The following is a 20,899-nucleotide window of genomic DNA, read 5'->3' on the forward strand; positions in this document are numbered from 1 at the left end:
CACTAATCCCAAGAGGGCGACTCCACAGAAGTATAATAGCAGTTATCAGTTCCGTGAGCATGACAGGTGCCACGACCCAAGCGACGAGTCGTTGATGGTCCATCTCGTAGCGTCGAAAGTTATCTCGCCCTACTCTGGAAAAGAGCGGATAGTGAACAATCTGGACAAACCAAATTAGTCCGACCATCGCAAACGTGGCGGCGATTTGGAGCAAGAAGCTCCATTTTGCGAATTCTGTCATACTAGTTCCAGTTTCGTTTCAATGGGCTAGTTCATCAGCGTCTTCGCTACGTAAGTGAAGTCGACCCTCGTCAGGAGTCGGCTGCATCATTGTGGCACCACGCGCAAATCTGCTGAGCCATTGTCGAGGAAATATGTCGGCCATCTCAATCTAGAGAGCCTTTAGCAGAGCAAGCTCTGATCATGTTGGCGCATTTGAAGGTTAATCTTGGCATCCCGAAGCAATTCCATAATCGACTGCCTGTTTGGTGGCCGACCTTCATGACCGTTATACCGGCAATTTTAACCTCAACGACTAAGATTAGCTGATCAAGACTTCGTTTTAAGAAGCTTAAACGTCTTCGCCAAGAGCCGCGTGGTAAACCGACGTGAAATAGCTTCATCCCGGTTGCCAAGTCGGGGACTTCAACAACAATCTTGCGGCCTGAACTGCGAATCGAAAATGGGGCAGAATCGAGCTCGCAGTCCAGGTCCGCATGAATATCAACGGGCGTCATGGCGACTTCCAGTTAGGTTTTGGTTTCGCTGCCATTGCGAGTTGTAATGCGTAAAACACCATTCATTTTCCAAAGTGCGTGCACCGCGTCGGCTGCTGTGGAGCTTGGAACAGAAAGCTCAAACTCATCGAAACGGTAGGCAATCTCGGCATCACGTCCGGTCAGTCGGTCGTACAGGCCGATGGCCAAATCTGGCCATGTAGTCGTATCGTCTGTGCTGGGCATAGTAGATCTCTCCGCATAGGGGCTGTTTTTCGGCTAACGGAGTGTTAGCTCGACTTAATGACCTTAGGAGCATTGGCAATATTGACAAGTGCCGAGGATGCGACGCTGATCACTTTGTCGAACTTGTGGAACTTGTCGATTGCTGCTTGGTCCCTACAAAGCCTTTGGTGAGAAAGAAAAGCGTTGATGTTTTACTGCGATTGCTAAAAAAGGTGAGACCAATGAGTACCCAATCAAAAAATGCTCGAGCTTTCATTGTCCTCGGAGCATCAGGCGGCATTGGGGCTCAAGTGGCTAGTCAGTTAAGTGCTGCCGGTCATGAGTTAATGTTGGCGTCGCGAAAGAGTGATCGTCTCGACGACCTGGCACGGGAACTTAAAGCTTCTAAACGAGAACTTGACGCAGTCAAGTGTGACGAGGTTCAAGCTTGCTTCGAGGCAGCATCACAAAAGTTTGGGAGAATCGATGGCGCAGTGAATTGTGTTGGCTCGTTGCTTCTCAAGCCCGCCCATCTCACCCGGGAGTCAGAGTGGCATGAGACCATTAATACGAACTTAACCTCCGCGTTCGCAACAGTTCGAGCGGCGGCTAAGACAATGACCAGCATGGGTGGTTCAGTCGTTCTGCTGTCGTCCGCTGCAGCCAAGGTTGGCCTAGCGAACCATGAAGCAATTGCGGCGGCTAAAGCAGGCGTTGTTGGACTCGCCCGGTCAGCGGCTGCTTCCTACGCTGGACGCAGCTTGAGGTTCAATGTCGTAGCACCGGGCCTAGTAAAAACTGAACTGACGAAGAAGATTTGGGAAAACGAAAGAGCTGCTGCCAGCTCGACAGCCATGCATCCTCTTGGAAGACTAGGAAAACCCGAGGAAGTCGCCTCATTAATAGCCTGGCTACTAGACCCAGCTAACTCGTGGGTTACTGGCGAGGTCTTCTCGATCGACGGCGGCTTAGGCAATATCCAAGGGAACCAACGCGCCACTCGGGGTTAAGAAATGGGTTTGTGAAAATTGATTTACCGACCAGTCGATGGGAATCAGTTCCCATCGTGACGTACATTCCTTGTTCAATAACTCAACCCCCACTTGCTTTGAGTGACCGTTTGGCAATCTATGCTGAATGGCTAATGATGTTGCGCAGAGTGCGCTGCGATAAACATTGCAAAAGCATGCTCTTCATCTCTGCCATCGCATGCACTGCTTTGTATCTTGCCTTGACGCTCACGGACTTGCAAAAAACAGTGAGCTGGAAAGGATGCGTGCTAGCAGTGCGAGCGAGGTCTAAAGCCAAATAGTGAAAAAAAGTCACTTTGCACGTCTGGAGACAGGACTACAGTTCAATAGGGAGCCTCGATTTCAGCCATCTCGTCTCGACTCAATCGTTCCACGCTCCCTCATAGACCAATGCAAGGAAGTATCATGCTAGTCCTGAGTAGGAAGACAGATCAAACGATCCATATTGGGGATCAAATCAAAGTGACCATTTTGAAGATTCGGAATAACTGCGTCAAAGTTGGAGTGGAAGCACCTCAGCGTGTCAATATTCTGCGCGGTGAGTTAGAGTCCAACGAACTCGGGGAGGCCCACCCCCAAGGAAGCGATAAGGACTCGAATCGACTGCTGGTTTCTGTCAAATAGCAGTCAGGATCCACAGCCATCGATCTTGGGCTGCGAGGCATGCTGCATACCCAGTTGTCAGACGAGGGCTCTCTGCAGCAGTTGATGGCCCTTCAGTAGGCTGGGCCGGAACGCTTTGTTCTGTAAGCCCTAGATCTTTTTTGGCAGAAATCTCTAAGGATAGACTTGTCAACCAATCTCGCGACCCTTTAGTACCCGTGGTTCAGATCAGTTTGGCCAAACATCGAACCTCGTTATTTACGCAGCAATTCAAGAACAACCAAACAGGAACATCAAAATGAGCTATTTGTCCAAGCAAAGTCTAGTTTGCCTTGCGTTGGCAGCCGCGCTGGTGACTTCGAACAGCCACGCCGCTAGCAAGGACATCGTCGATACGGCCGTTGGAGCCGGTTCTTTCAAGACACTGGCAGCTGCTTTGCAAGCAGCCGATCTTGTTGGAGCACTTAAAGGGAAGGGGCCATTCACCGTTTTAGCCCCTACTGACGAGGCCTTCGCTAAGTTGCCGAAAGGTACTCTCGATACCTTACTTAAGCCTGAGAACAAGCAGAAGTTGATTGACGTGCTCACCTATCACGTCATTAAAGGCAAGGTGCCTGCCAAGCAAGTTGTCACCCTGTCAGGAGCCAAAACACTTAATGGTCAACAGGTCGATATCAAGGTGACTGATGGTAAGGTTTCCGTTGACAAAGCAAACGTCGTGAAAACAGACATCGATTGCACTAACGGTGTTATTCACGTCATCGACCAAGTGATTCTACCAGCGTCTGATAACATTCCCACCACTGCAACCAAGGCTGGAAATTTCAAGACCTTGCTAGCCGCTGCCCAAGCTGCCGGACTCGTTGACGCTCTTTCCGCTAAAGGTCCCCTGACCGTTTTTGCTCCGACTGATGAAGCCTTCGCGAACTTACCTGCCGGCACAGTAGAGTCACTTCTCAAGCCAGAGAACAAGGCGAAGCTTGTAGCAATTCTGAAGTACCACGTTGTGCCGGGGCGGGTGTACTCGTCCGACGCTCTAGCCGCTGGTTCTGCGAAGACACTCCAAGGCCAATCCGTGAACATCGCCCTGAAAGACAAAGTCGCCATGGTTAACGCTGCGAAGCTACTAGCGACTGACGTCGACGCCAGTAATGGTGTGATTCATGTGATCGATTCAGTCATCTTGCCGCCGGACGCAAAGCAGTCTGCCGTTGAGCCGCATCGTATGATTGAAACTGCAATTCACAAAGGTGCCCCGTTATTTAACGCAGGACATCCAAGTGAATGTGCCAGCGTCTATATGACCACCGTCAAAGATTTGCTGGAGATGGAAGGCCACGGGCTGTGTCCGACCACAACGCAAGCATTACAAACGGCGTTGACCCAAGCGGAGAGTACAGGCTGCAGCAACACTCAAGCCTGGACACTCCGTCACGCTTTAGACTCTGCATACAACAGCATGCAAGTCTCTCGCTAAACGGATAAGATATTTGAGTCGTTTGAAGTCGGCTTCCCATCGTTCGCGATTGGGAGCCGGCTTCTAGCATTTTATGGTAGAGTTTCGCCGTATTAGGCAAGCCCACGTTGTTCTACGAATCGAGCGCGGTCAATGGATTCGGTATTGGATGCGATTATCGTTGGCGGTGGTCTTGCTGGACTTACCTGTGCTCGCAAGCTGACGTCGGCCGGACTCTCTTGCCAGCTGCTAGAAGCAAGCGACCAGGTGGGCGGTCGCGCAAGAACAGACAATGTGGACGGATTTCTGCTTGACCGTGGATTTCAAGTTTTCTTGACTGCCTACCCAGAGGCTCAGGAGATTCTTAGCTACGACGAATTGGAGCTGAAGAGCTTCGAACCCGGCGCACTGATCCGCTTTCAAGGAAAGTTTCGGCGCCTCGCCGATCCTTGGCGAAGACCGCGACACTTTTTTTCTTCAGCGATTTCGCCAGCGATTTCGCCAGCGATTTCGCCAGTGGCTTCGCTGCGAGACAAGTTGAAGATTGCCAGTTTTCGCAGGCATACAACACACGGGAAGCTTCATGAGATTTATGGGCGACCAGAGCGCACGACGATCGACTTACTGCGAAGTCGTGGCTTCTCGGACATAGTCATTGAAAGGTTCTTCCGACCATTTCTTGGTGGCATCTTTCTAGATCGGGACTTGGCTACATCAAGCCGTATGTGTGAATTCGTCTTCCGCATGTTTTCCCTGGGCGACGCCGCTCTGCCTGCTCGGGGTATGGGAGAGATTGCTCGCCAGCTGGCCAGTCAATTACCAGCCGACGTTATAAACGTACATAGCCCCGTCGAAGCCATAGATCGACAATCCGTGGTGTTGTTATCAGGGGAAAAACTGACTACTCGAGCCGTGATCCTAGCTACCGAAGCGCCCGTTGCCAGCAAGCTCTTAGGAAACGAACTCAGGCCGACGGGGCAGAGTGTCACCAATCTCTACTTTACAGCGGACGAAGCACCAATCAAGGAACCCACCTTGGTACTCAACGGCGACGGCGAGGGGCCCATCAACAACCTGTGCGTACCAAGCATGGTGGCATGCGATTATGCCCCACCGGGCAAGTCGCTGATCTCGTTGACCTGCCTCGGCGAATACGCGGATCAGGAGATGCTCGAAGTGAAAGTACGGCTGCAACTCAGGGCGTGGTTTGGAGCAATTGTGGATAGCTGGGAGCATTTACGTAGTTATACGATACCCTACGCGCTCCCTAACCAAAAACCACCAGCACTACAGGTGCTGGAAAAACCTAGCCAGGTACGCGAGGGAGTATTTGTTTGCGGTGATTATCTTGATACGGCTTCAATCAACGGCGCAATGGCTTCAGGCCGAAGAGCCGCAGAAGCCGTGTTGAGCGATCTGCAAGAAAGGTAACCAATGGCAAAAAAACCACCAACAAAACAATGCCGCAACTTGGTGCTCGTCCTGGGTGATCAACTGAATATCGACTCCGCGGCATTCGATGGCTTTGACTGCGAGAAAGACTCCGTTTGGATGGCGGAGGTCGCCGAGGAATCAACTCATGTTTGGACACATAAAGCAAGAATCGTCATGTTCCTTGCTGCCATGCGACACTTCCGCGACGCTTTGCGCAAAAAACACATTGAAGTTCATTACCGCCAGCTCGATGATCGTGGCAAGCGAGGATCGCTCGCAGCAGAATTAGAAGCAACTATCAAGAAGCTTAAGCCGCAGCAGTTGATACTCGTCGAGCCAGGCGAGTGGCGAGTTCGAGAAAGTTTAATCAATGAAGCCGATAAACTGAATGTAGCACTTGAATTGCGCACAGATCGGCATTTTTTAAGCACAACGGAGGACTTCGCTCAGCATGCTCAAGGACGTAAGCAGCTAAGACTCGAGTACTATTACCGTGAGTTGCGTCGCAAGCACGATATTCTCATGGACGGTCGCGATCCTGTAGGCGGCAAGTGGAATTATGATCCTGACAATCGAGGTTCATTCGGGAGAAGCGGTCCAGGTGAGATTCCTGACACGAAGCGGTATAGCCTCGATGCTACAACCAGAGAAGTTATGAAACTAGTAAGCCGCAAGTTCCCAAAGCATCCTGGCAAACTAGAGCACTTTGACTGGCCCGTAACTGCCAAGCAAGCCCGTCAGGCACTCGATGATTTTGTGGCACATCGCCTACCTGAATTTGGGCAATATCAAGATGCCATGTGGAGTGACGAACCCTTCCTGTACCACTCGAGATTGTCGACCGCCCTGAATCTGAAATTAATTGACCCTCGTGAAGTGATTGACGAGGCGGTCATTGCTTATCGAACTGGCAAAGCCCCGCTCAATAGTGCCGAGGGCTTCATCCGGCAAATATTGGGATGGCGGGAATATGTACGAGGCATCTACTGGCTGTACATGCCCGGGTATCTCGAGTGCAACGAACTCGAAGCGATGCAGCCGCTGCCCGCGTTTTACTGGACCGGCGAGACCGAGATGCATTGCCTCAGCCAGGCAATCGGGCAAACACTCGACTACGGATATGCACACCACATACAGCGTTTGATGATTACCGGCCTGTTCGCCCTATTGCTAGGCGTCGATCCCCAGAAAGTCAATCAATGGTATTTGGCCATGTATGTCGATGCGGTGGAATGGGTCGAGCTGCCCAATTCCTTAGGCATGTCGCAATTCGCCGATGGCGGCGTCATGGCCAGTAAACCTTATGTCGCCACAGGCAAGTATATTCAGCGGATGAGCAACTATTGCTCGAGTTGCCGCTTTGATCCTAGTCAATCGACCGGTGAGGACGCCTGCCCCTTCACTACGCTCTATTGGGATTTTCTGGCGAGACACAAGAAACGCCTGCAGGGAAACAATCGCATGTCGATGCAACTCCGCAATCTCGATCGTAAGCAGCCGGACGAATTAAAAGCTATCCAGGAGCAGGTGGTGGAATTAAGAGCTTCGATTACTCCCGAGGATGTCACTCTCTAGAACAATTGCCTAGCGCAACTGACATTTCGGACAAGCAAAGACCTTGCGTGCTCCCAACAGCCAAGATTCGATCATCGAATTGCACTTGCTGCAGTGAGACCGTTTGTAAACGAGTAGCCGCTCCTCGCGATTCATTCTACTGCGCGGTTTGCCAATATCTTTCGGCTCCGGGATAATAATGCGATTGTACTTCACACCAATTCTGAGTAGCGACTGCAGTTTTGTCCAAAGCAAATCGACCTGTTCGCGAGCTAAGGATTGCCCAGGGATTTCTGGATGAATTCCCAGCAAGTACAAGACTTCGCTCCGGTAGATATTGCCAACTCCAGCAATGACCGACTGATTGAGCAAGAGACTGCCAATCGCCACTCGGCTGCGGCTGATCCTCTGCCAAACGAGCTCCACATCGCCATCAATACGCAACGGATCTGCTCCTAGCCGTTGCTGAACGGCGGCCCACTGCTCCTTGGTAAGGACTTCACACGTGCTTGGTCCATTGAGGTCAAAAGCCTTGTCCTTGCCTACGACACGTAAGCGGACTTGCCCGCGAGGCTCAGGGACAGGTATGGGATGTAAGCGAAACTTGCCGTAGAGCCCAAGATGAACGTGAAGAAGTTTCTCTCCCGACCAGTGATAGCACAGATGTTTACCGTGTGCTTCGACCGAGTGTAGAGTTGCGCCATCGAGTTGGCGTGCACCGTTCGCGAACCGTCCCTGCGGGGAAGATATTGCTAAGCATTGTCCACCAAACTCTTCGGTGTGATCGCGCGCAATCCGATGTAGCATATGGCCTTCAGGCATACGGTTTTTACCTCGCTAGTCCATGTATGTCTTGTCGGTTGCCCCCTGCAGGTACCTGAACGGCGCAAGTAGGTTGTCTAACCAAGGTACCGAGGTACTTGTTGCTTTACAGAGTAAAACCGTTGTATCATCGATGGCGAGATTCACAGGATCTTCGCTCTTAATTTGCTGAATAAGTCGCGCGAGGAGTTGATTTGGCTCATCAAAAGCGAGGCTTCGAACACGATCCAATAGGCCATGAATTCCAAGTGTTTGCCCTGTGGAAGTTTGGCACTGTGTGAGGGTATCACTGTAGCTCAAGATCATGTCCCCCGGCTGCAGTTTTGTTTGGAAGTGCTGGTACTCGTCGACGTTGACTACGCCCAACCATCCTGTAGTTTGCGGCGAACCGGCAGGTTTCTTTTTTAAAACAGACCACTTTTGCTCGGCAGCGCGAAACAGTAGTGGTGGTGGATGCCCGGTGTTACACAGCGAGAGAGATCGCGTCGGCGAAAAGTAAGTGCCGACCATCACCGTCGCAAAGCAACCCAGCTCCGAGCTTTCCTCTAATTGGTGGTTAATCTGCTGGACGATTCTTGTCTGCCGAATTGTGTTGATATTACGCTTCATCAATTCACGTAGCTCGTCCACCAGTTCCTCAAATTGAGAACCTTGGCTACAAATGTCTGCCATCATCATTCGCGTTACTCTTCCAGAAGAGCAAGACGAGAGCAAGTGAAGGTCACTACCTCCCGCCTCGCTATCGCTTACCGAATGACTCCGTATCCAAATGTCGAGTCCGGGCCTGGCCAGGTGATTTTCTCGGCTGCCGTGGCCTCCCCATACCTCCATGCATTTCATTTTAGAGTCGCTATTAGCCATTGAAGTCGTTGTTGACATAGTGGTCTATCTGGTTAGTGATAGGAGTAAGCGGAAGTTATGTTTAGGAGACCGATTCGCTTGGCGGTATCTGATAACTGGCAAAATATCGATTGTCGTTGACCCAATCCTCACGAGTGTAGCTGACAACCGAAGTATCAGTCTCGCGGATTTCTAAGCGGTTTAATCGAAAACCCATCTCGGTGATTTCGGTGAATAGCTGATGCGCGAGATTCTCGACGGTTGTGGGACAAGAGAAACATTTGAGCCGAAGCGTTTCGCCGGTTTCTTTCATATGCCGCAGTAAAGTTTGGTAAAGTGGGTCTTTGACATGAATCATCATCGCATGATCGTATTCTCGCTTCAGGTGGGGCTCAATACTGTCGTCGAAGTCGGCAAACAGGGTCGTAAGCGATCCGGTTCGCTCCACTTCAAAAAAACAGGTGACTCCATACCGGTGTCCATGCAAATTGCTGCATTTATCGTTTAGCTCCTCATTACGATGAGCTGCATAGAACTTGTACTGCTTTTGAATCATCATCGCGCCGACTCTGGGATTTTAGCGGTAAGAATTGGTGTCGATTAGCGACAGAAACTCGCTGCGGCTTGATAGGCTAGTTTTGAGCGTACCTCGCAGTGAGCTTGTAACTGTTGAGCTCCCATGTTTTTTTACGCCGCGAATCGACATGCAAGAGTGTTCCGCTTGAATTACCACGCCCACACCGGAGGTTTTCAGCTCTTTCTCGATGAGTTCAGCAATTGTATGCGTCATCCGTTCTTGTACCTGCGGTCGACGAGCCACTTCTTCGACCACACGAGCCAGCTAGCTCAGTCCTGTGACATGGCCTTCTGGGATGTAACTGACATGAGCAACCCCAGTGAAAGGCAACAAGTGATGCTCACACATGCTGGTAAAAGGGATATCACGAACGAGGACAAGCTCGTCATACTCTTCAGTAAAGGTGACATGCAAATGCCGTGCTGGATCGAGATGTAGCCCCGCAAACATTTCGGCATACATCTTGGCGACCCTACGTGGCGTCTCCTGCAAGCTAGGTCGCTTCGGGTCTTCGCCCGCCGCAATCAAGATGGTTTCCACCGCTGATTTGATGGCCTCAAGGGCGACTTCCTTGGTACTCCGAGATGTAGGTTGATGCGGTTGATGAGCAAGTGAGCTATGGCCTAATTGTGGTGCGTGACTGTTTGCTGCGGGCAGCTCAAGAACTGTGGACATGCTATCTGTGTCTCGCTGAGATCTAGTACGGGAGCGTATGCTGGCACTGTAGGCAAGAACTCCTTACTGACAATGAAAAAGACACCGACTTTCCACAAATTAGCTACCAATTGTCGACCGGAAGGCATGATTTCGCCAAGATGCGGCACTTGCAGACTCGAAGCAGATAGAAATGCCAGCTAGCCGTAGGCTGTTTGTGATTCCGACGGCACAGAATTTAGCCCACAGTTCTAAGTTTCAAGCATAAGAAGTGATACCGCTGCTAGGGCGGCAATCATTCCCCGGATACTCGCCTAGCTGGCTTGCCATTGAAGACTTGATCCATCGGTTGCGAAGGTTTCTAGAGCCCCGACATTCCCGGACGCGGCCACTTCCAAGGAGCGGTTTGGCCCCTCTCGTAGTATGTTTGTACTCGAAGAACTTCAGCTACGATCGGAGCAGCCAAAGAGTCGCGAATAATGTAGGCTCTTATCTTTTCCGCTATCGGTGTCCCCCTATGCCTGGGAAGACTCGCCGGAACATTTTCATAAAAGCTGCTTGACAGCCTGAGGTTTCGGATTGTTTCGAAAGTCAGCCATCAACGGTAGGTCGAGACGAGAGGGGAATTTGCAGGAGAAGTTTACCATACCGACGGTATCATGGATGTTTTGCAAAGAACGCGGTTAGTAGAATGGCCGAATGTGGCATTTTGTATTGTTATCAAGTGCGATACTCGTTCTCGATGTCATACTGCTTCAATTTCCGATATAGCGTCTTACGGTCTAGGCCCAGTGTGCGTGCTGCCAAGGTCTTGTTGTCGCCAACGACATGGAGCACGTGGGTAATGTACCGCCGTTCGACTTCCTCCATTGGCACTAGCTCGGAAGGATCTGCTCCGCCGATATAGACTTGGGCACTTTGGTAGTCACTTATTTTCTCAGGCAAATCGTCGACTGCCAATCTTTCGTACCGCGTCAAGGCGACAGCCCGCTCGATCACATTTCGCAACTCACGGACATTGCCGGGCCAACCGTAAGAGAGCAGCTTCTCCGCGGCTTGGTCAGACAGGCCTATGACCTCTTTAGTCGCTCGCTGGGCAAATTGCTGGACAAATTGCTGAGCCAACAGTAGAACGTCAGTGCCGCGACCGCGAAGGGGTGGCAGATGAAGTTGGATGACGTTGATGCGGTAGAATAGGTCTTCCCGAAAATGTTGTTCTTCTACGGCGGATTCCAGGTCTCGGTTCGTCGCGGTCAACAAACGAACATCGAACGAGACTTCTTGGTTGGCACCGACAGGTCGAACCTTGCCTTCTTCTAGTGCCCGCAGCAGCTTCGCCTGCATGGGCAGCGGCATCTCTCCGACCTCGTCCAGAAAAAGCGTTCCTCCGGACGCTTCCATAAATAAGCCTTTCCGCTCGGAGCGTGCATCGGTGAATGCTCCTTTCGCATGGCCGAACAGTTCGCTCTCTAGCAACGCCTCTGGCAGGGCCGCGCAGTTCACGGCGACAAAAGGTTGTTGCGAACGCCGGCTTCGTTTGTGAATTGATCGTGCGACGAGTTCTTTGCCGGTACCGCTCTCGCCAGTGATCAGGATCGAAGACTCTGAGTCGGCGATGCGATCAAGCTGGTCGTCGAGTTGCTGCATCGCGGGGCTCTCGCCAAGTAATTCTCCGCGCTCCGTCCTCGCCGCGAGTTGGCCAGTTAGCTTGGCGACTTGCTTTTGTAGTTGGTGATGGCTGATCGCTCGATTGAGCGTCACTGCCAGCAGATCTAGCTCCACAGGCTTCGTGACAAAGTCATATGCACCGGCGCGTATTGCACCCACCGCGGCCTCAAGACTGCCAAAAGCCGTCATCACGACCACCGGAATGTCAGGGCGATTGGCAACCACTTGTTCGCACAGTTGGAGGCCCGTTTTCTCCGGCATTTTGAGATCAGTCAGGACGACATCGAACTCATCGTCATGCAACGCGACCAAAGCTTCATCGGCAGAGGTAAACCAAGCGGAGGTGATACCGCGCTTGTCGAGGTCGGTGTGAATCAATTCACACATGCTGCGCTCGTCGTCAACGATCAAGACGTGGCCAGTCACTACTGGTTCTCCTGGGGTAAAAAGACGGTGAAACAACTGCCAGCTCCTGGCTGACTTTGCACATCAATCCAACCGTCATGCTCTTGGACAATGCCGTACGCGATAGAGAGCCCCAGCCCGGTCCCCTCGCCCACATCCTTGGTAGTAAAGAATGGCTCGAACAGATGTTCCTGGTTTTCGGCATCTACGCCAACACCATCGTCACATACTTCGACGAACGCATACTGTTTTGGGCTAGTCTCAGGTTGCTCGGGATTCACAAGTGTTCGAGTACCCATCGAGACGCTGATCCTACCCTCGGCAGCTATCGATTGAATCCCGTTCATAATGATGTTTGTTAGCACTTGTTGAATTTGCCCTTCATCAAGGTTAGCTCGCAGTGGACTAGCAGCGTCTTGTAGCTCCAACGTGACCCGATTAGACTTGGCGAACGACCGCAATAAACCAACGGTGCGCTCGACAACGGTACAGAGATCGGTCATGTGACTGTCCAGGGCGGTGCGTCGCGAAAAGTCGAGCAGTTGCCTGATGATGGCGGTAATCCGATCTGCCTCTTGTTTGATAGTCTCCGCGCTTTCATGAATCTCTTCCGAGGAAAGCCTGCCGCTGGCAATTAGGCCGGCTCGCCCAGCGACTACGTTGAGCGGGGTTCCGACTTCGTGGGCGATCCCAGCTGACAGTCTGCCGACGGTCTTCAATCGGTCTGCATGTCGTAGCTGGCTGACCGCGGCAATGCGATTGGTAGTTTCTGTCTCGATTGTTGCTTTTTGGTTCTGAATCTGGCTACTCATTTCATTCAAGGCGATTCCCAACTTCGACAGCTCATCATTGCCGCGAATTGCAATGGAATGCCCAAGATCACCCGTGCCGATCTGCTCAGTCTTTTCTACGAGCTGCTCGAGTGGCCTGCCGATGAGCCTGACGCCGGCGAACATGATCACGCCCAATGAAACTAGCGCCAATCCGGCAAGCGTGGCCAAAGTCGATCTGATCGTGTGTCGCCTTTGCTCATCGGGGAGAGACAGTGATTCGGAGAGTTCAACGCCGGTTGAAACCGGTTCATTCTCGTCGATAGGCACATAAGTGTGGAGCCATCCTTCACCGGAGTTACTTCGCGTCACAACGGACTCGATTTCACCAGTTACGACACGGCGAAGTGCCGTCTGTGAGACTTGCGGTGCGTCGGGATGACCTGATTCGACGCCGAACTCTACCCATCGCATTCTCGAATGACGCATCTCCATCGGCATGCCGGAGAGCGCATCTGCAACGCCAGGCCGACCATGCTCCTTCCACGCTTTGCTCAATTGATCTGTGATGATAGGCTTGAGGGCACGGGCTTTCTCTTCACGTTCTCTTTGGAAACTCTCGAACTGATGACGTACCGTGAGATACGCACTTGCACAGGTTAGCAAGGCTATTGCAACGAAGACAATTAATATAAGCTTGGCGGCTAACTTCATACTTCTATCATCCTACCCCGAACTTTGCCGTTTCTCGATGCTCCATAGTAATCGTTCAAAGCAGAGTGGCCCATAAGGAATTCATTGGGACCGGTCGACTCTACAAAAGAATCCGGCTACGAAACTTGAATTTCGCCGCCGGATCGAGTGCGATAGCGATTTCAATAGAACACTCCACGCCAAGGAACAGAAACCGTACCTTCTGGCGTTCCAGTTCTTTGATGATGTCAGTGAGTGTTGCGAGTTCCAGTTCCATGCCCATTGCTGTCAGGATTCTTCACGGCAACTTCGATTCTCTGCCCCTTTCTCCTTCGATGCACTTTCGCTCGACTCTCCTAACCCAGCTCGCTCGTGTCCCGTGGCGCGATACTTTCTGGCGTTTCAGGTGAGTCGATGTCAAACCACTCCGGCTTGAACTCAATTCGTCGTTGCTCTTTGATGGCGATGTTGGTCGTGAGTGCAATGATGGCGTCGGCCATGGCCACTTTGGGGCCGCACTTCACTTCGCCCTTGCCCGGGTTGCGGATGACCCAGGCCCAGTGCTCGATCTCTTCGCGATACCCACGGCTGACATCAACAGGTGTAGCCGCCGCGGCGACAGCAGCTTCTTGGCCACCGCTTTCGGTCGTGTCGAGTTGCGGACCGTCCCTGCCTTTGCCGACTTTGACGTTGGTTGCAGTGCTCGACCCCTTGTATAACATCACGTCCTTTTCTTTCTCAAGAATGAGCGTGCCTTTGGTTCCCATCACGACCTCGCCATATCCGCCGTAGCCGTTGCCGTTGATTGAGGAGTACGTTACGACGATCTTCTTGTTCGGGTCAGCAACCTCGCCGTCTTTCTGGTCGTGCTTGTAGTAACCGGGCGCGGGAAATTCGTAGGTGGCGTATACGTGATCGTCAACTTCACGATTGGGGGGGAAGATAGAACGTTGTCCCGCGGCCGTCACGTTGAGGGGATAGACCTTACCTCCACCTTCGTTTTGAGCACTGATGAAAATACTTGCCGCGTCAAGTTGATGGCTGCCGAGTTCTGCCATGAGGCCTGCTCCGGTGCGATTCCACAAACGCCAGCGAATAAGTTCTTCTAAGGCGGTGACTTTGTACCCACTGCCGTTTTCGAGTGTGTTATCCATATACCCGTAATCCTCGGCTTTCACCGGGAGGTCTTTGAGCTGCTCCCGCGCCTGTTGGGCATGTTGTTCCCAAATTTCCCGTTCGGCATAGCTGTAATTCTTAGTGTCTTTGGATTTCTTCACGAGTGAGAAATACTGTTCCAGAATCTTGTGCTCGGTGCGCAAAGCTCCTTCTGCCGCATCTCCCTGCTCCTTCTTCACTTTCCTTCTTAAATCAAGGTAAGTATTCTCTTCCATATACTCGGTCGGCATCGGCGGGCGCCAGCTGTCTTTACCGGGCATGTTGCCGCGATGCCACTGGGCGCGGATATGGTGGATGTCGCCAATGAAGCCGCGTTTGATGGTATCGACGGCGTTGGCGTAGAGGATGCTGTAGTGCCGTTGGTGGCCAGTGGCGAGGACCTTGTTCGTTTCCTTGGCAACGCGGCCCATCTCTTTGCATTGCCCCACAGTTTGGGCCATCAGCTTTTCAGTGAGCACATGCTTGCCTGCTTTCATCGCTTCAATCGATGCAACGTGGTGTAGCCACAGCGGAAGCGCAATGATCACCGCTTCGACACTGTCGTCTTCGTACATCTCTTGGTATTTGTCGGCATAGACCTTGATGTGCTTTTCCGCTTCGGTCCGATCTTTCCAGCCATACCTATCTTCATAGACCTTGAGCAGTCCTGGTCGCGCCTTCTTTGCATTGGGACTCGAAAGGTCACCATAGAATGCACGATGAAGGTTGTAAGGCCGAATATCGGCAATCGCGACGACATCGACAAAGTCGGGATTGAGCGCGCCGATCAGCACGCTCCCTTCGTCGCCAGTGCCGATAACCCCGATGCGCAACGGATCGTCGAGCTTCGCGCCGTAGTTGAAATACATCGAGCCCAGGCCAAATCCGGTAGCCCCAGCGGTGGCAACCGTCCCCACCAAGAAGTCGCGTCGAGTCGTGCCGATGACCTGGTTGAAATTGTCTTTGCCGATCTTTTTATCTTCGGGAGTGAGGTCCATGTTGATATACCCACTTGGGTTCTTGAGGGATGTCAGAAAAAATGACGTTGATATTTGAGCTTGTACTCATTCCCACAAAGGCGGGAAATCGGTTCCTTGGTGACACAGAGTGAATCCCCGCCTACGCGAGGAAGACGGGATTATTCGAACTGTGGCGAGTCATTGCTTCCTGCCGCTACGTTTCGACCACAGGTCGAACCGCAACATGCATCGCATCTCGCCCGTGAATCCATCCGCTCGTGCCCTCTGTTTGGACTTTCATCCAATCTCCGCGTTGCTCCAGCAGTTCATATCCAATGCCTTCGTGTACCACAGTATCGAGTTGCGTAAATGCTTCGCCATTCCCTTCTCGCAAATGCACCTCTGCCGTTACGACGACCACGCGGTCGTGAGGTTGAGGGCCAAACATGGGAAGGCACAGCGAAGCAACACAAACCGATGTCAGAATCACCGCAGGTACCTTAAAGGGCCTGACTCGCAGTCCACGGTGGAGAAACTGTGCACGTAACCCGAGCCAGAAAACAGCCCAGCCCATCAGTCCCAAGCCCATCATGACCGAGCGCGGCACTTGCTCATTCCAAGAGAGCAAGGCCTGAAAGAAACTTGGGGAGCCAGCGGATTGAATTGGGTTATTGGGTAGTGATTCGCGAGCTACTGCAAGATTCTGCCGAGCTGGACTGCCAGGGTTCATCGCCAGTGCGTGCTCGTAGTACGCAATAGCCAGTCCCGTGGACCCAGATTGCAAGTAGGCGTTTCCAAGGTTGAAATAGATCCGATCGTTCACAACGCCATCGTCAACCAAGGTTTGATATTTCTGAGCAGCCTGTGCGAATGCTTCCTTCGATTCCGCAGAATCGCTAGCCGCAGTAGTCTGGGCACGGGAGTAAGCAGCCTCCGCCTCAGCTAAAAGTAGTGACGACTGGTGCGGCGAAAGCTCTGCTGCGCTCGCACGGCTAGTTCCGCATAGCACCATAGTTGCAAGCACTGTAATCGCGGCAGCTTTGGCGGCTTTGCCTGTCAATCGCGGTGCAGCAAACCGATGCCCACTGTGGTGATTAGGCGCCGGCAATTCAGCGGCTAAATCTTGTAGGCAGATGGCAGCTTCATTCCTCAAAGCCGAGACATTGTTCAGATCGAGACCTGCGTAGCTTAGTTGTTCACAGCTTTGGACGATCGATTGAAATTTCGCTAGCGTTTCCGCACGAACGGTCTGATCCGCCTGTTCGATGATACGGTTCAAGTTGGGTAATGAACCATCCATACCTAGGCGTCCGGACACGAAGCTAGTCAATGCCTGAGCAATGCCGCTTGGTGACGTTGCTTTCTCTATCTGCAACTCTGCTGTCTTGAACTCGCCGCCACGTGAGATACCGAGGATGCTGCCTATTCGTCGTAGATTGCGAGTAGTTAAGGTCATGAGGAATACCAACGGTGGAAGCAACCACGCTAATGCAATTGGCCAATTCGAACTTGGCGTTTGTTGGCTCAGCACTTGTCCACCAGTGAAGTTGGTAAGGTTCAGATTGGGCGCCACCGTAGTATCGCTAGCTGAGGAGGAGTGGGTGTTGGCGGAACGCCCAACAATCGCGTCTAAAGCGAGTCGGTCGGGCGCAGCCACTTCAATCGCAACTGGCTTACTGTGAACGGTCACGAACTCTTTCGTTGCTGGATCAAAAAAGGAAAAAGGAATCGCCGGGATGTGGGTGATACCTTCTCGGCGGGGACGAATGCTTGTGGTGAACAGCTTTACGTCGTCTCGCACAATACCGGCGAGCGGTTGGTCCGCCACTTTGAAGTCAGCACTCAATTCTGGCAATTGCGACAGGGGCGGCGCTTGAACTAGGTCCATAGGACCATCGCCCTGAATTCCCAAGTGCAACGTGATTGGGTCGCCAGCTTTGACGCCGTCAGGCGTGGCTTGGCTGATGATTTGATAGTGCCCCACAGCGCCCCGGTAGTCCGCAGGCCGTCCTTCCGCGGGAATTGCCAGTACCTCAGTCGCGTTGACTTTCGCACTGGCAACAATTGGTCGAACGTCTGTAACAGATAGCCGCGAACCAAACGACGAAGGTATGCGATCTTGGAACATGCTAGTGAATCCGTTGTCGAAGAACGAGCCGAAAGGATCTCTTGTCTTGCCCAGGCGAGTCGGATAGTCCACGACAATCTGTACGGAATCACCGTCAATCTTGCCTGGGCGTTTGGGGTAAGTGTCCGCCTCAATCTCATACAAGAAATAGCGACGTTCTACGCCCGAGTCGTCGGCGCGCAGTACCTCCTCACCGCCAGGTCGCTGGCTATTGCTAGCAAGCTCGTTGATGCGGTCTTCAAACATTCCCCAACTCGACTTCGCCTGGGAGAGCATCTGCCACATGTCGCCTTCTGAAAGAGTGATATCCAAGTCACGATCCATGTAAGGTTTCACCCAAATGCGGAGCTTCAGCTTCATTGGCTGTCCGACATAGATATGGTCCTGGCTGCCGACGATTTCTGCGAAAAGCAAGTCGCCCGTCTCGCTCTTTGTAGCCGAGAAACGAAGTGGCATTGTCGTTTGCTTTTGCCCATCCACTTCGACACTGATAGGGGGAATCGTAAACACACCTTCTCGCCGGGGAATCAACTTCCAAGCGTGGGTTATCGAACTGTTTTCACTGCGGCGACCATTGATGATGGTGGTCTGAGTGCTTCGCCTGGGTGTTCCCGCGGAAATGACGTCGATTCCATCGATAGCTTGAATTTGCGGCGCATCGTGTTGGCCGGCATTCGCCACTTCGAGTCGCATCACGACCGGGTTACCAACGTACGCCTCGAGCGATGACAGCGAAGCCCTGACGCCTGCCGCCGTAGCTCCAGTAGCTAATGCGGTGAGTAGAATCGGGGTGATTGCAAGTATTCTATAGAGTTTCATAATGATTTCCTCATGGTCATGCAGGCACTTGAATGTCTCAGTAGGTGCTGCGTGGTTACCAATCTTTTGCTCCGGGAACATATTGCCTGGCGGCTCGTTGTTGTTTCTGCAAGCGACGCATCAAGTCACGGTCGCGTACCGACTGCAGCATCTTCATGGCTTCCTGCCGGGTCATTGGTTTCCCCGAGTCGATCAGGGCCGCTGCCTCAGCCCTATCAGTCGCTTGCGGAGCTTCGTCCAATTTGCCTTGAATCGATTGCGGTACCGAACCGTCGTGTTGTTCGTCCATTGGATCTTCTTTACCAGGCGATCCCGACGAATTTTCTGCCTGCGGTGGTTGCGACGCAGTTGGGCTTTGACTGTCTTGCGATGATTGCGGGTCCTGGCTGTTCTGCGTTTCGCTTTGTTCTCTCGCTTGGTTGTCCTCGTTGCTTTGTTCATTGTGGGCGCCTCCGCTGGCCTGTTGTTGTTGGGATGCATCCTCTTGCCCCGAGGCGTTTGAATCTTCGGAGTCGGACGATTCGGACTCTTTTTCTTGCTCACCAGTGTCGCCTGTCTTAGTTTCATCAGCCGATGATTCGTCCGTCTCGGTTTCAGAGGGTTCACCTTCGGACGGCTTTGGCGAACTGGTGTCCTGCGATTGAGGCTCTGAGGACTCGCCAGACGACGATTCGCCACCTTCCGGCTCTTCAGGCGGGTTTTGTGAATCTTTGCTGCCACTCTCTCCTTGTTGCTGGTCAGATTCCTCGCCTTGTGAGTCTTGTGACTGCTCAGATTCCTGCTCGCTGTTCTGTTGTTTCTGTTCTTGTTGCTGCTCCTTTTCTTGCTTTTCTTGTTCTTGCAATTGTCGTAGCAGCAATCCAGCCAGCTCGATATTTGCACGCGCATCGGCGTCGCTGGGGTTTGCAACTAGCGCGTCTCGGTAGTGAGAAATTGCCGAGCGTGCTTTTTCGGTGGCTAACTGTCGATCCTGCGTGGCTACTTGCAATGCTTCGGAATAGTCACAATTGGCCAAATTGAAACGAGCCTTTGCCTCCAAGCCGCGGTCAGAACCCGCAGCCGCGGCGAATAATTGACGCGCACCGTTCAAGTCGCCAGCGCGGTAGAGGGCTACCGCTTGGTTGTACTTCAGTTCGGCGCGATCAGGTGCTGACGTAACAGCGTGGGAGTATCGATCGGCGGCTTGCTCAAAATTTCCAGCGTCAATCGATTGATTCGCCTCAGCCGCCAACGCATACGCATTGGTTTCGTTAGCAAACGATGGCGAGGCTGCACCGAGGCTCAGGGAGAGAAAGCCAATCGCGGCGGCACTCTTGAGCACTGCCCGGCTGCCATTGGACAGAGGCAAGGTGTTCGAGGTTGCCGTCGTCTCACGCTTGCTGTCTGTCACGAGCACTTTCAAAACCGTGAGCAACAGGGCCACAGCTACGAACCACTGGTAGCGGGGCATGTAGGCGTTGATGCGAGCCGTTTCAAAGTCTTGCTGTTCGACCTGTGCTACGTAGTCGCGGTACACTTGCGCCATGTCCACTTGCTTGGTTCCTGCCGGAACATACGCTCCGTCAGTAGCCAAGGCGATGGATTTTAGCACGCTGCCGTCTAGCTTAGACCACACTTGCTCGCCTCCATATTCGAGGTAACCCTGTCCGCGTCCTGAGTTTGCCGTAGGTACGCGTGCCCCTTGGCTGGCATCGCCTAAGCCAACGGTGAAAATGCGAACACCTTCGTTTTCAAAAGCAGACTCAGCCACTTCTACCGGCTCGCTTTCGTGGTCTTCGCCATCGGTGAAGAGGACGATCGCCTTATGGTCAGCCGTTTTGGCGAGAAACGAGTCGGCAGCCACTTGAATGGCATCGCCTAAGCTGGAACCACCGTGCCGAATGTCTTGGGGCCCAACTGCGTCGAGCGAACGCTTAAAATCGTCGTAGTGGGTGGTCAGAGGAATCTTGCGTTTCGCATCGCCAGCAAACACAACCAGCCCTACGCGGTCTCCCGACAGTTCATCAACCATGTCTTTGATTTGTTGCTTGGCACGGCCAAGACGGTTTGGCACCACGTCTTCGGCGAGCATCGAGCGCGACACGTCCAGTGCGAAAACTACTTCAATCCCTTTTTGTGGCACCTCGTGCCAAGACTTTCCCCAGCGAACATCCACCAGTGCCCCGACCAGGGCGACCAGAGCGCCGAGAGACAAGACGGTTTGAATCCAGCGGCGTCTCACACTTCGTTTCGATACAAAAGCACTAAGCCTATTTTCCGTGGCAAAACGCCCCATTGCGCGGCGTTGTGCCACGATGGCGGAGCCCACCACAACCACGACGACGGCAATGAGCCACAAGTAGTTGAGATTGCTCAGGTTTCCGAAGTGCATATCCATCGTTCTCTTTCTA

16 protein-coding genes and 1 pseudogene are annotated in these 20,899 nt (G+C 52.7%); 5 read left to right on the forward strand and 12 right to left on the reverse strand.

The window, feature by feature from the left end; genetic code table 11:
• Window positions 1-386: 386 nt before the first annotated feature.
• Window positions 387-737: a hypothetical protein gene (locus HG15A2_RS00670; RefSeq protein ID WP_145056836.1), complete on the reverse strand. Its 351-nt coding sequence runs from the start codon at window positions 735-737 to the stop codon at window positions 387-389.
• Between the two features lie 12 nt (window positions 738-749).
• The gene (locus HG15A2_RS00675; RefSeq protein WP_145056838.1) at window positions 750-962 is read right to left on the reverse strand and encodes a hypothetical protein; all 213 of its coding nucleotides are present in this window, start codon (window positions 960-962) and stop codon (window positions 750-752) included.
• A 221-nt stretch (window positions 963-1,183) separates the two neighbouring features.
• Here HG15A2_RS00675 and HG15A2_RS00680 point away from each other — a divergent pair, with 221 nt between their 5' ends.
• The 5 genes from HG15A2_RS00680 (at window position 1,184) to HG15A2_RS00700 (ending at window position 7,040) form a co-directional block, all read left to right on the forward strand.
• Window positions 1,184-1,951: an SDR family NAD(P)-dependent oxidoreductase gene (locus HG15A2_RS00680; RefSeq protein ID WP_145056840.1), complete on the forward strand. Its 768-nt coding sequence runs from the start codon at window positions 1,184-1,186 to the stop codon at window positions 1,949-1,951.
• Between the two features lie 426 nt (window positions 1,952-2,377).
• Window positions 2,378-2,596 (forward strand): carbon storage regulator, encoded by a 219-nt coding sequence (locus HG15A2_RS00685; protein WP_145056842.1) that lies wholly within the window; start codon window positions 2,378-2,380, stop codon window positions 2,594-2,596.
• Window positions 2,597-2,873: 277 nt separating this feature from the next.
• On the forward strand, window positions 2,874-4,052 hold the full coding sequence (locus tag HG15A2_RS00690) for a fasciclin domain-containing protein (protein WP_145056844.1): 1,179 nt from the start codon (window positions 2,874-2,876) through the stop codon (window positions 4,050-4,052).
• Window positions 4,053-4,184: 132 nt separating this feature from the next.
• Window positions 4,185-5,462 carry an NAD(P)/FAD-dependent oxidoreductase gene (locus HG15A2_RS00695; protein WP_145056846.1) on the forward strand — a complete coding sequence of 426 codons (1,278 nt, stop codon included), beginning with the start codon at window positions 4,185-4,187 and terminating at the stop codon, window positions 5,460-5,462.
• Between the two features lie 3 nt (window positions 5,463-5,465).
• Window positions 5,466-7,040, forward strand: a complete 1,575-nt coding sequence (locus tag HG15A2_RS00700) for a cryptochrome/photolyase family protein (RefSeq protein ID WP_145056848.1) — start codon at window positions 5,466-5,468, stop codon at window positions 7,038-7,040.
• Window positions 7,041-7,049: 9 nt separating this feature from the next.
• Here HG15A2_RS00700 and HG15A2_RS00705 read toward each other — a convergent pair whose 3' ends face one another.
• The 10 genes and pseudogenes from HG15A2_RS00705 to HG15A2_RS00745 all read right to left on the reverse strand — a co-directional run bounded on the left by HG15A2_RS00705 (window position 7,050) and on the right by HG15A2_RS00745 (window position 20,886).
• Window positions 7,050-7,841 carry an Fpg/Nei family DNA glycosylase gene (locus tag HG15A2_RS00705; protein ID WP_145056850.1) on the reverse strand — a complete coding sequence of 264 codons (792 nt, stop codon included), beginning with the start codon at window positions 7,839-7,841 and terminating at the stop codon, window positions 7,050-7,052.
• A 15-nt stretch (window positions 7,842-7,856) separates the two neighbouring features.
• Complete coding sequence (locus HG15A2_RS00710; protein ID WP_218932221.1) at window positions 7,857-8,519, reverse strand: PP2C family protein-serine/threonine phosphatase; 663 nt, start codon at window positions 8,517-8,519, stop codon at window positions 7,857-7,859.
• 244 nt (window positions 8,520-8,763) lie between these two features.
• Window positions 8,764-9,240 carry a 6-pyruvoyl trahydropterin synthase family protein gene (locus HG15A2_RS00715; RefSeq protein ID WP_145056854.1) on the reverse strand — a complete coding sequence of 159 codons (477 nt, stop codon included), beginning with the start codon at window positions 9,238-9,240 and terminating at the stop codon, window positions 8,764-8,766.
• 18 nt (window positions 9,241-9,258) lie between these two features.
• Window positions 9,259-9,933: pseudogene (folE, locus tag HG15A2_RS00720) on the reverse strand (GTP cyclohydrolase I FolE).
• 699 nt (window positions 9,934-10,632) lie between these two features.
• The gene (locus HG15A2_RS00725; RefSeq protein WP_145056856.1) at window positions 10,633-12,006 is read right to left on the reverse strand and encodes a sigma-54-dependent transcriptional regulator; all 1,374 of its coding nucleotides are present in this window, start codon (window positions 12,004-12,006) and stop codon (window positions 10,633-10,635) included.
• Window positions 12,006-13,469: a sensor histidine kinase gene (locus tag HG15A2_RS00730; RefSeq protein WP_145056858.1), complete on the reverse strand. Its 1,464-nt coding sequence runs from the start codon at window positions 13,467-13,469 to the stop codon at window positions 12,006-12,008. The genes HG15A2_RS00725 and HG15A2_RS00730 overlap by 1 nt, the downstream gene beginning before the upstream one ends.
• Before the next feature lie 100 nt (window positions 13,470-13,569).
• Window positions 13,570-13,731, reverse strand: a complete 162-nt coding sequence (locus HG15A2_RS23705) for a hypothetical protein (RefSeq protein WP_218932222.1) — start codon at window positions 13,729-13,731, stop codon at window positions 13,570-13,572.
• Between the two features lie 73 nt (window positions 13,732-13,804).
• Window positions 13,805-15,601, reverse strand: a complete 1,797-nt coding sequence (locus HG15A2_RS00735; RefSeq protein ID WP_218932223.1) for a Gfo/Idh/MocA family protein — start codon at window positions 15,599-15,601, stop codon at window positions 13,805-13,807.
• A gap of 175 nt (window positions 15,602-15,776) precedes the next feature.
• Complete coding sequence (locus tag HG15A2_RS00740) at window positions 15,777-18,509, reverse strand: BatD family protein (protein WP_218932224.1); 2,733 nt, start codon at window positions 18,507-18,509, stop codon at window positions 15,777-15,779.
• Between the two features lie 55 nt (window positions 18,510-18,564).
• Complete coding sequence (locus tag HG15A2_RS00745) at window positions 18,565-20,886, reverse strand: VWA domain-containing protein (RefSeq protein ID WP_145056864.1); 2,322 nt, start codon at window positions 20,884-20,886, stop codon at window positions 18,565-18,567.
• Between the last annotated feature and the right edge of the window lie 13 nt (window positions 20,887-20,899).

The sequence above is a fragment of the Adhaeretor mobilis genome, from assembly GCF_007741515.1.
Classification (GTDB): Bacteria; Planctomycetota; Planctomycetia; order Pirellulales; family Lacipirellulaceae; genus Adhaeretor; species Adhaeretor mobilis.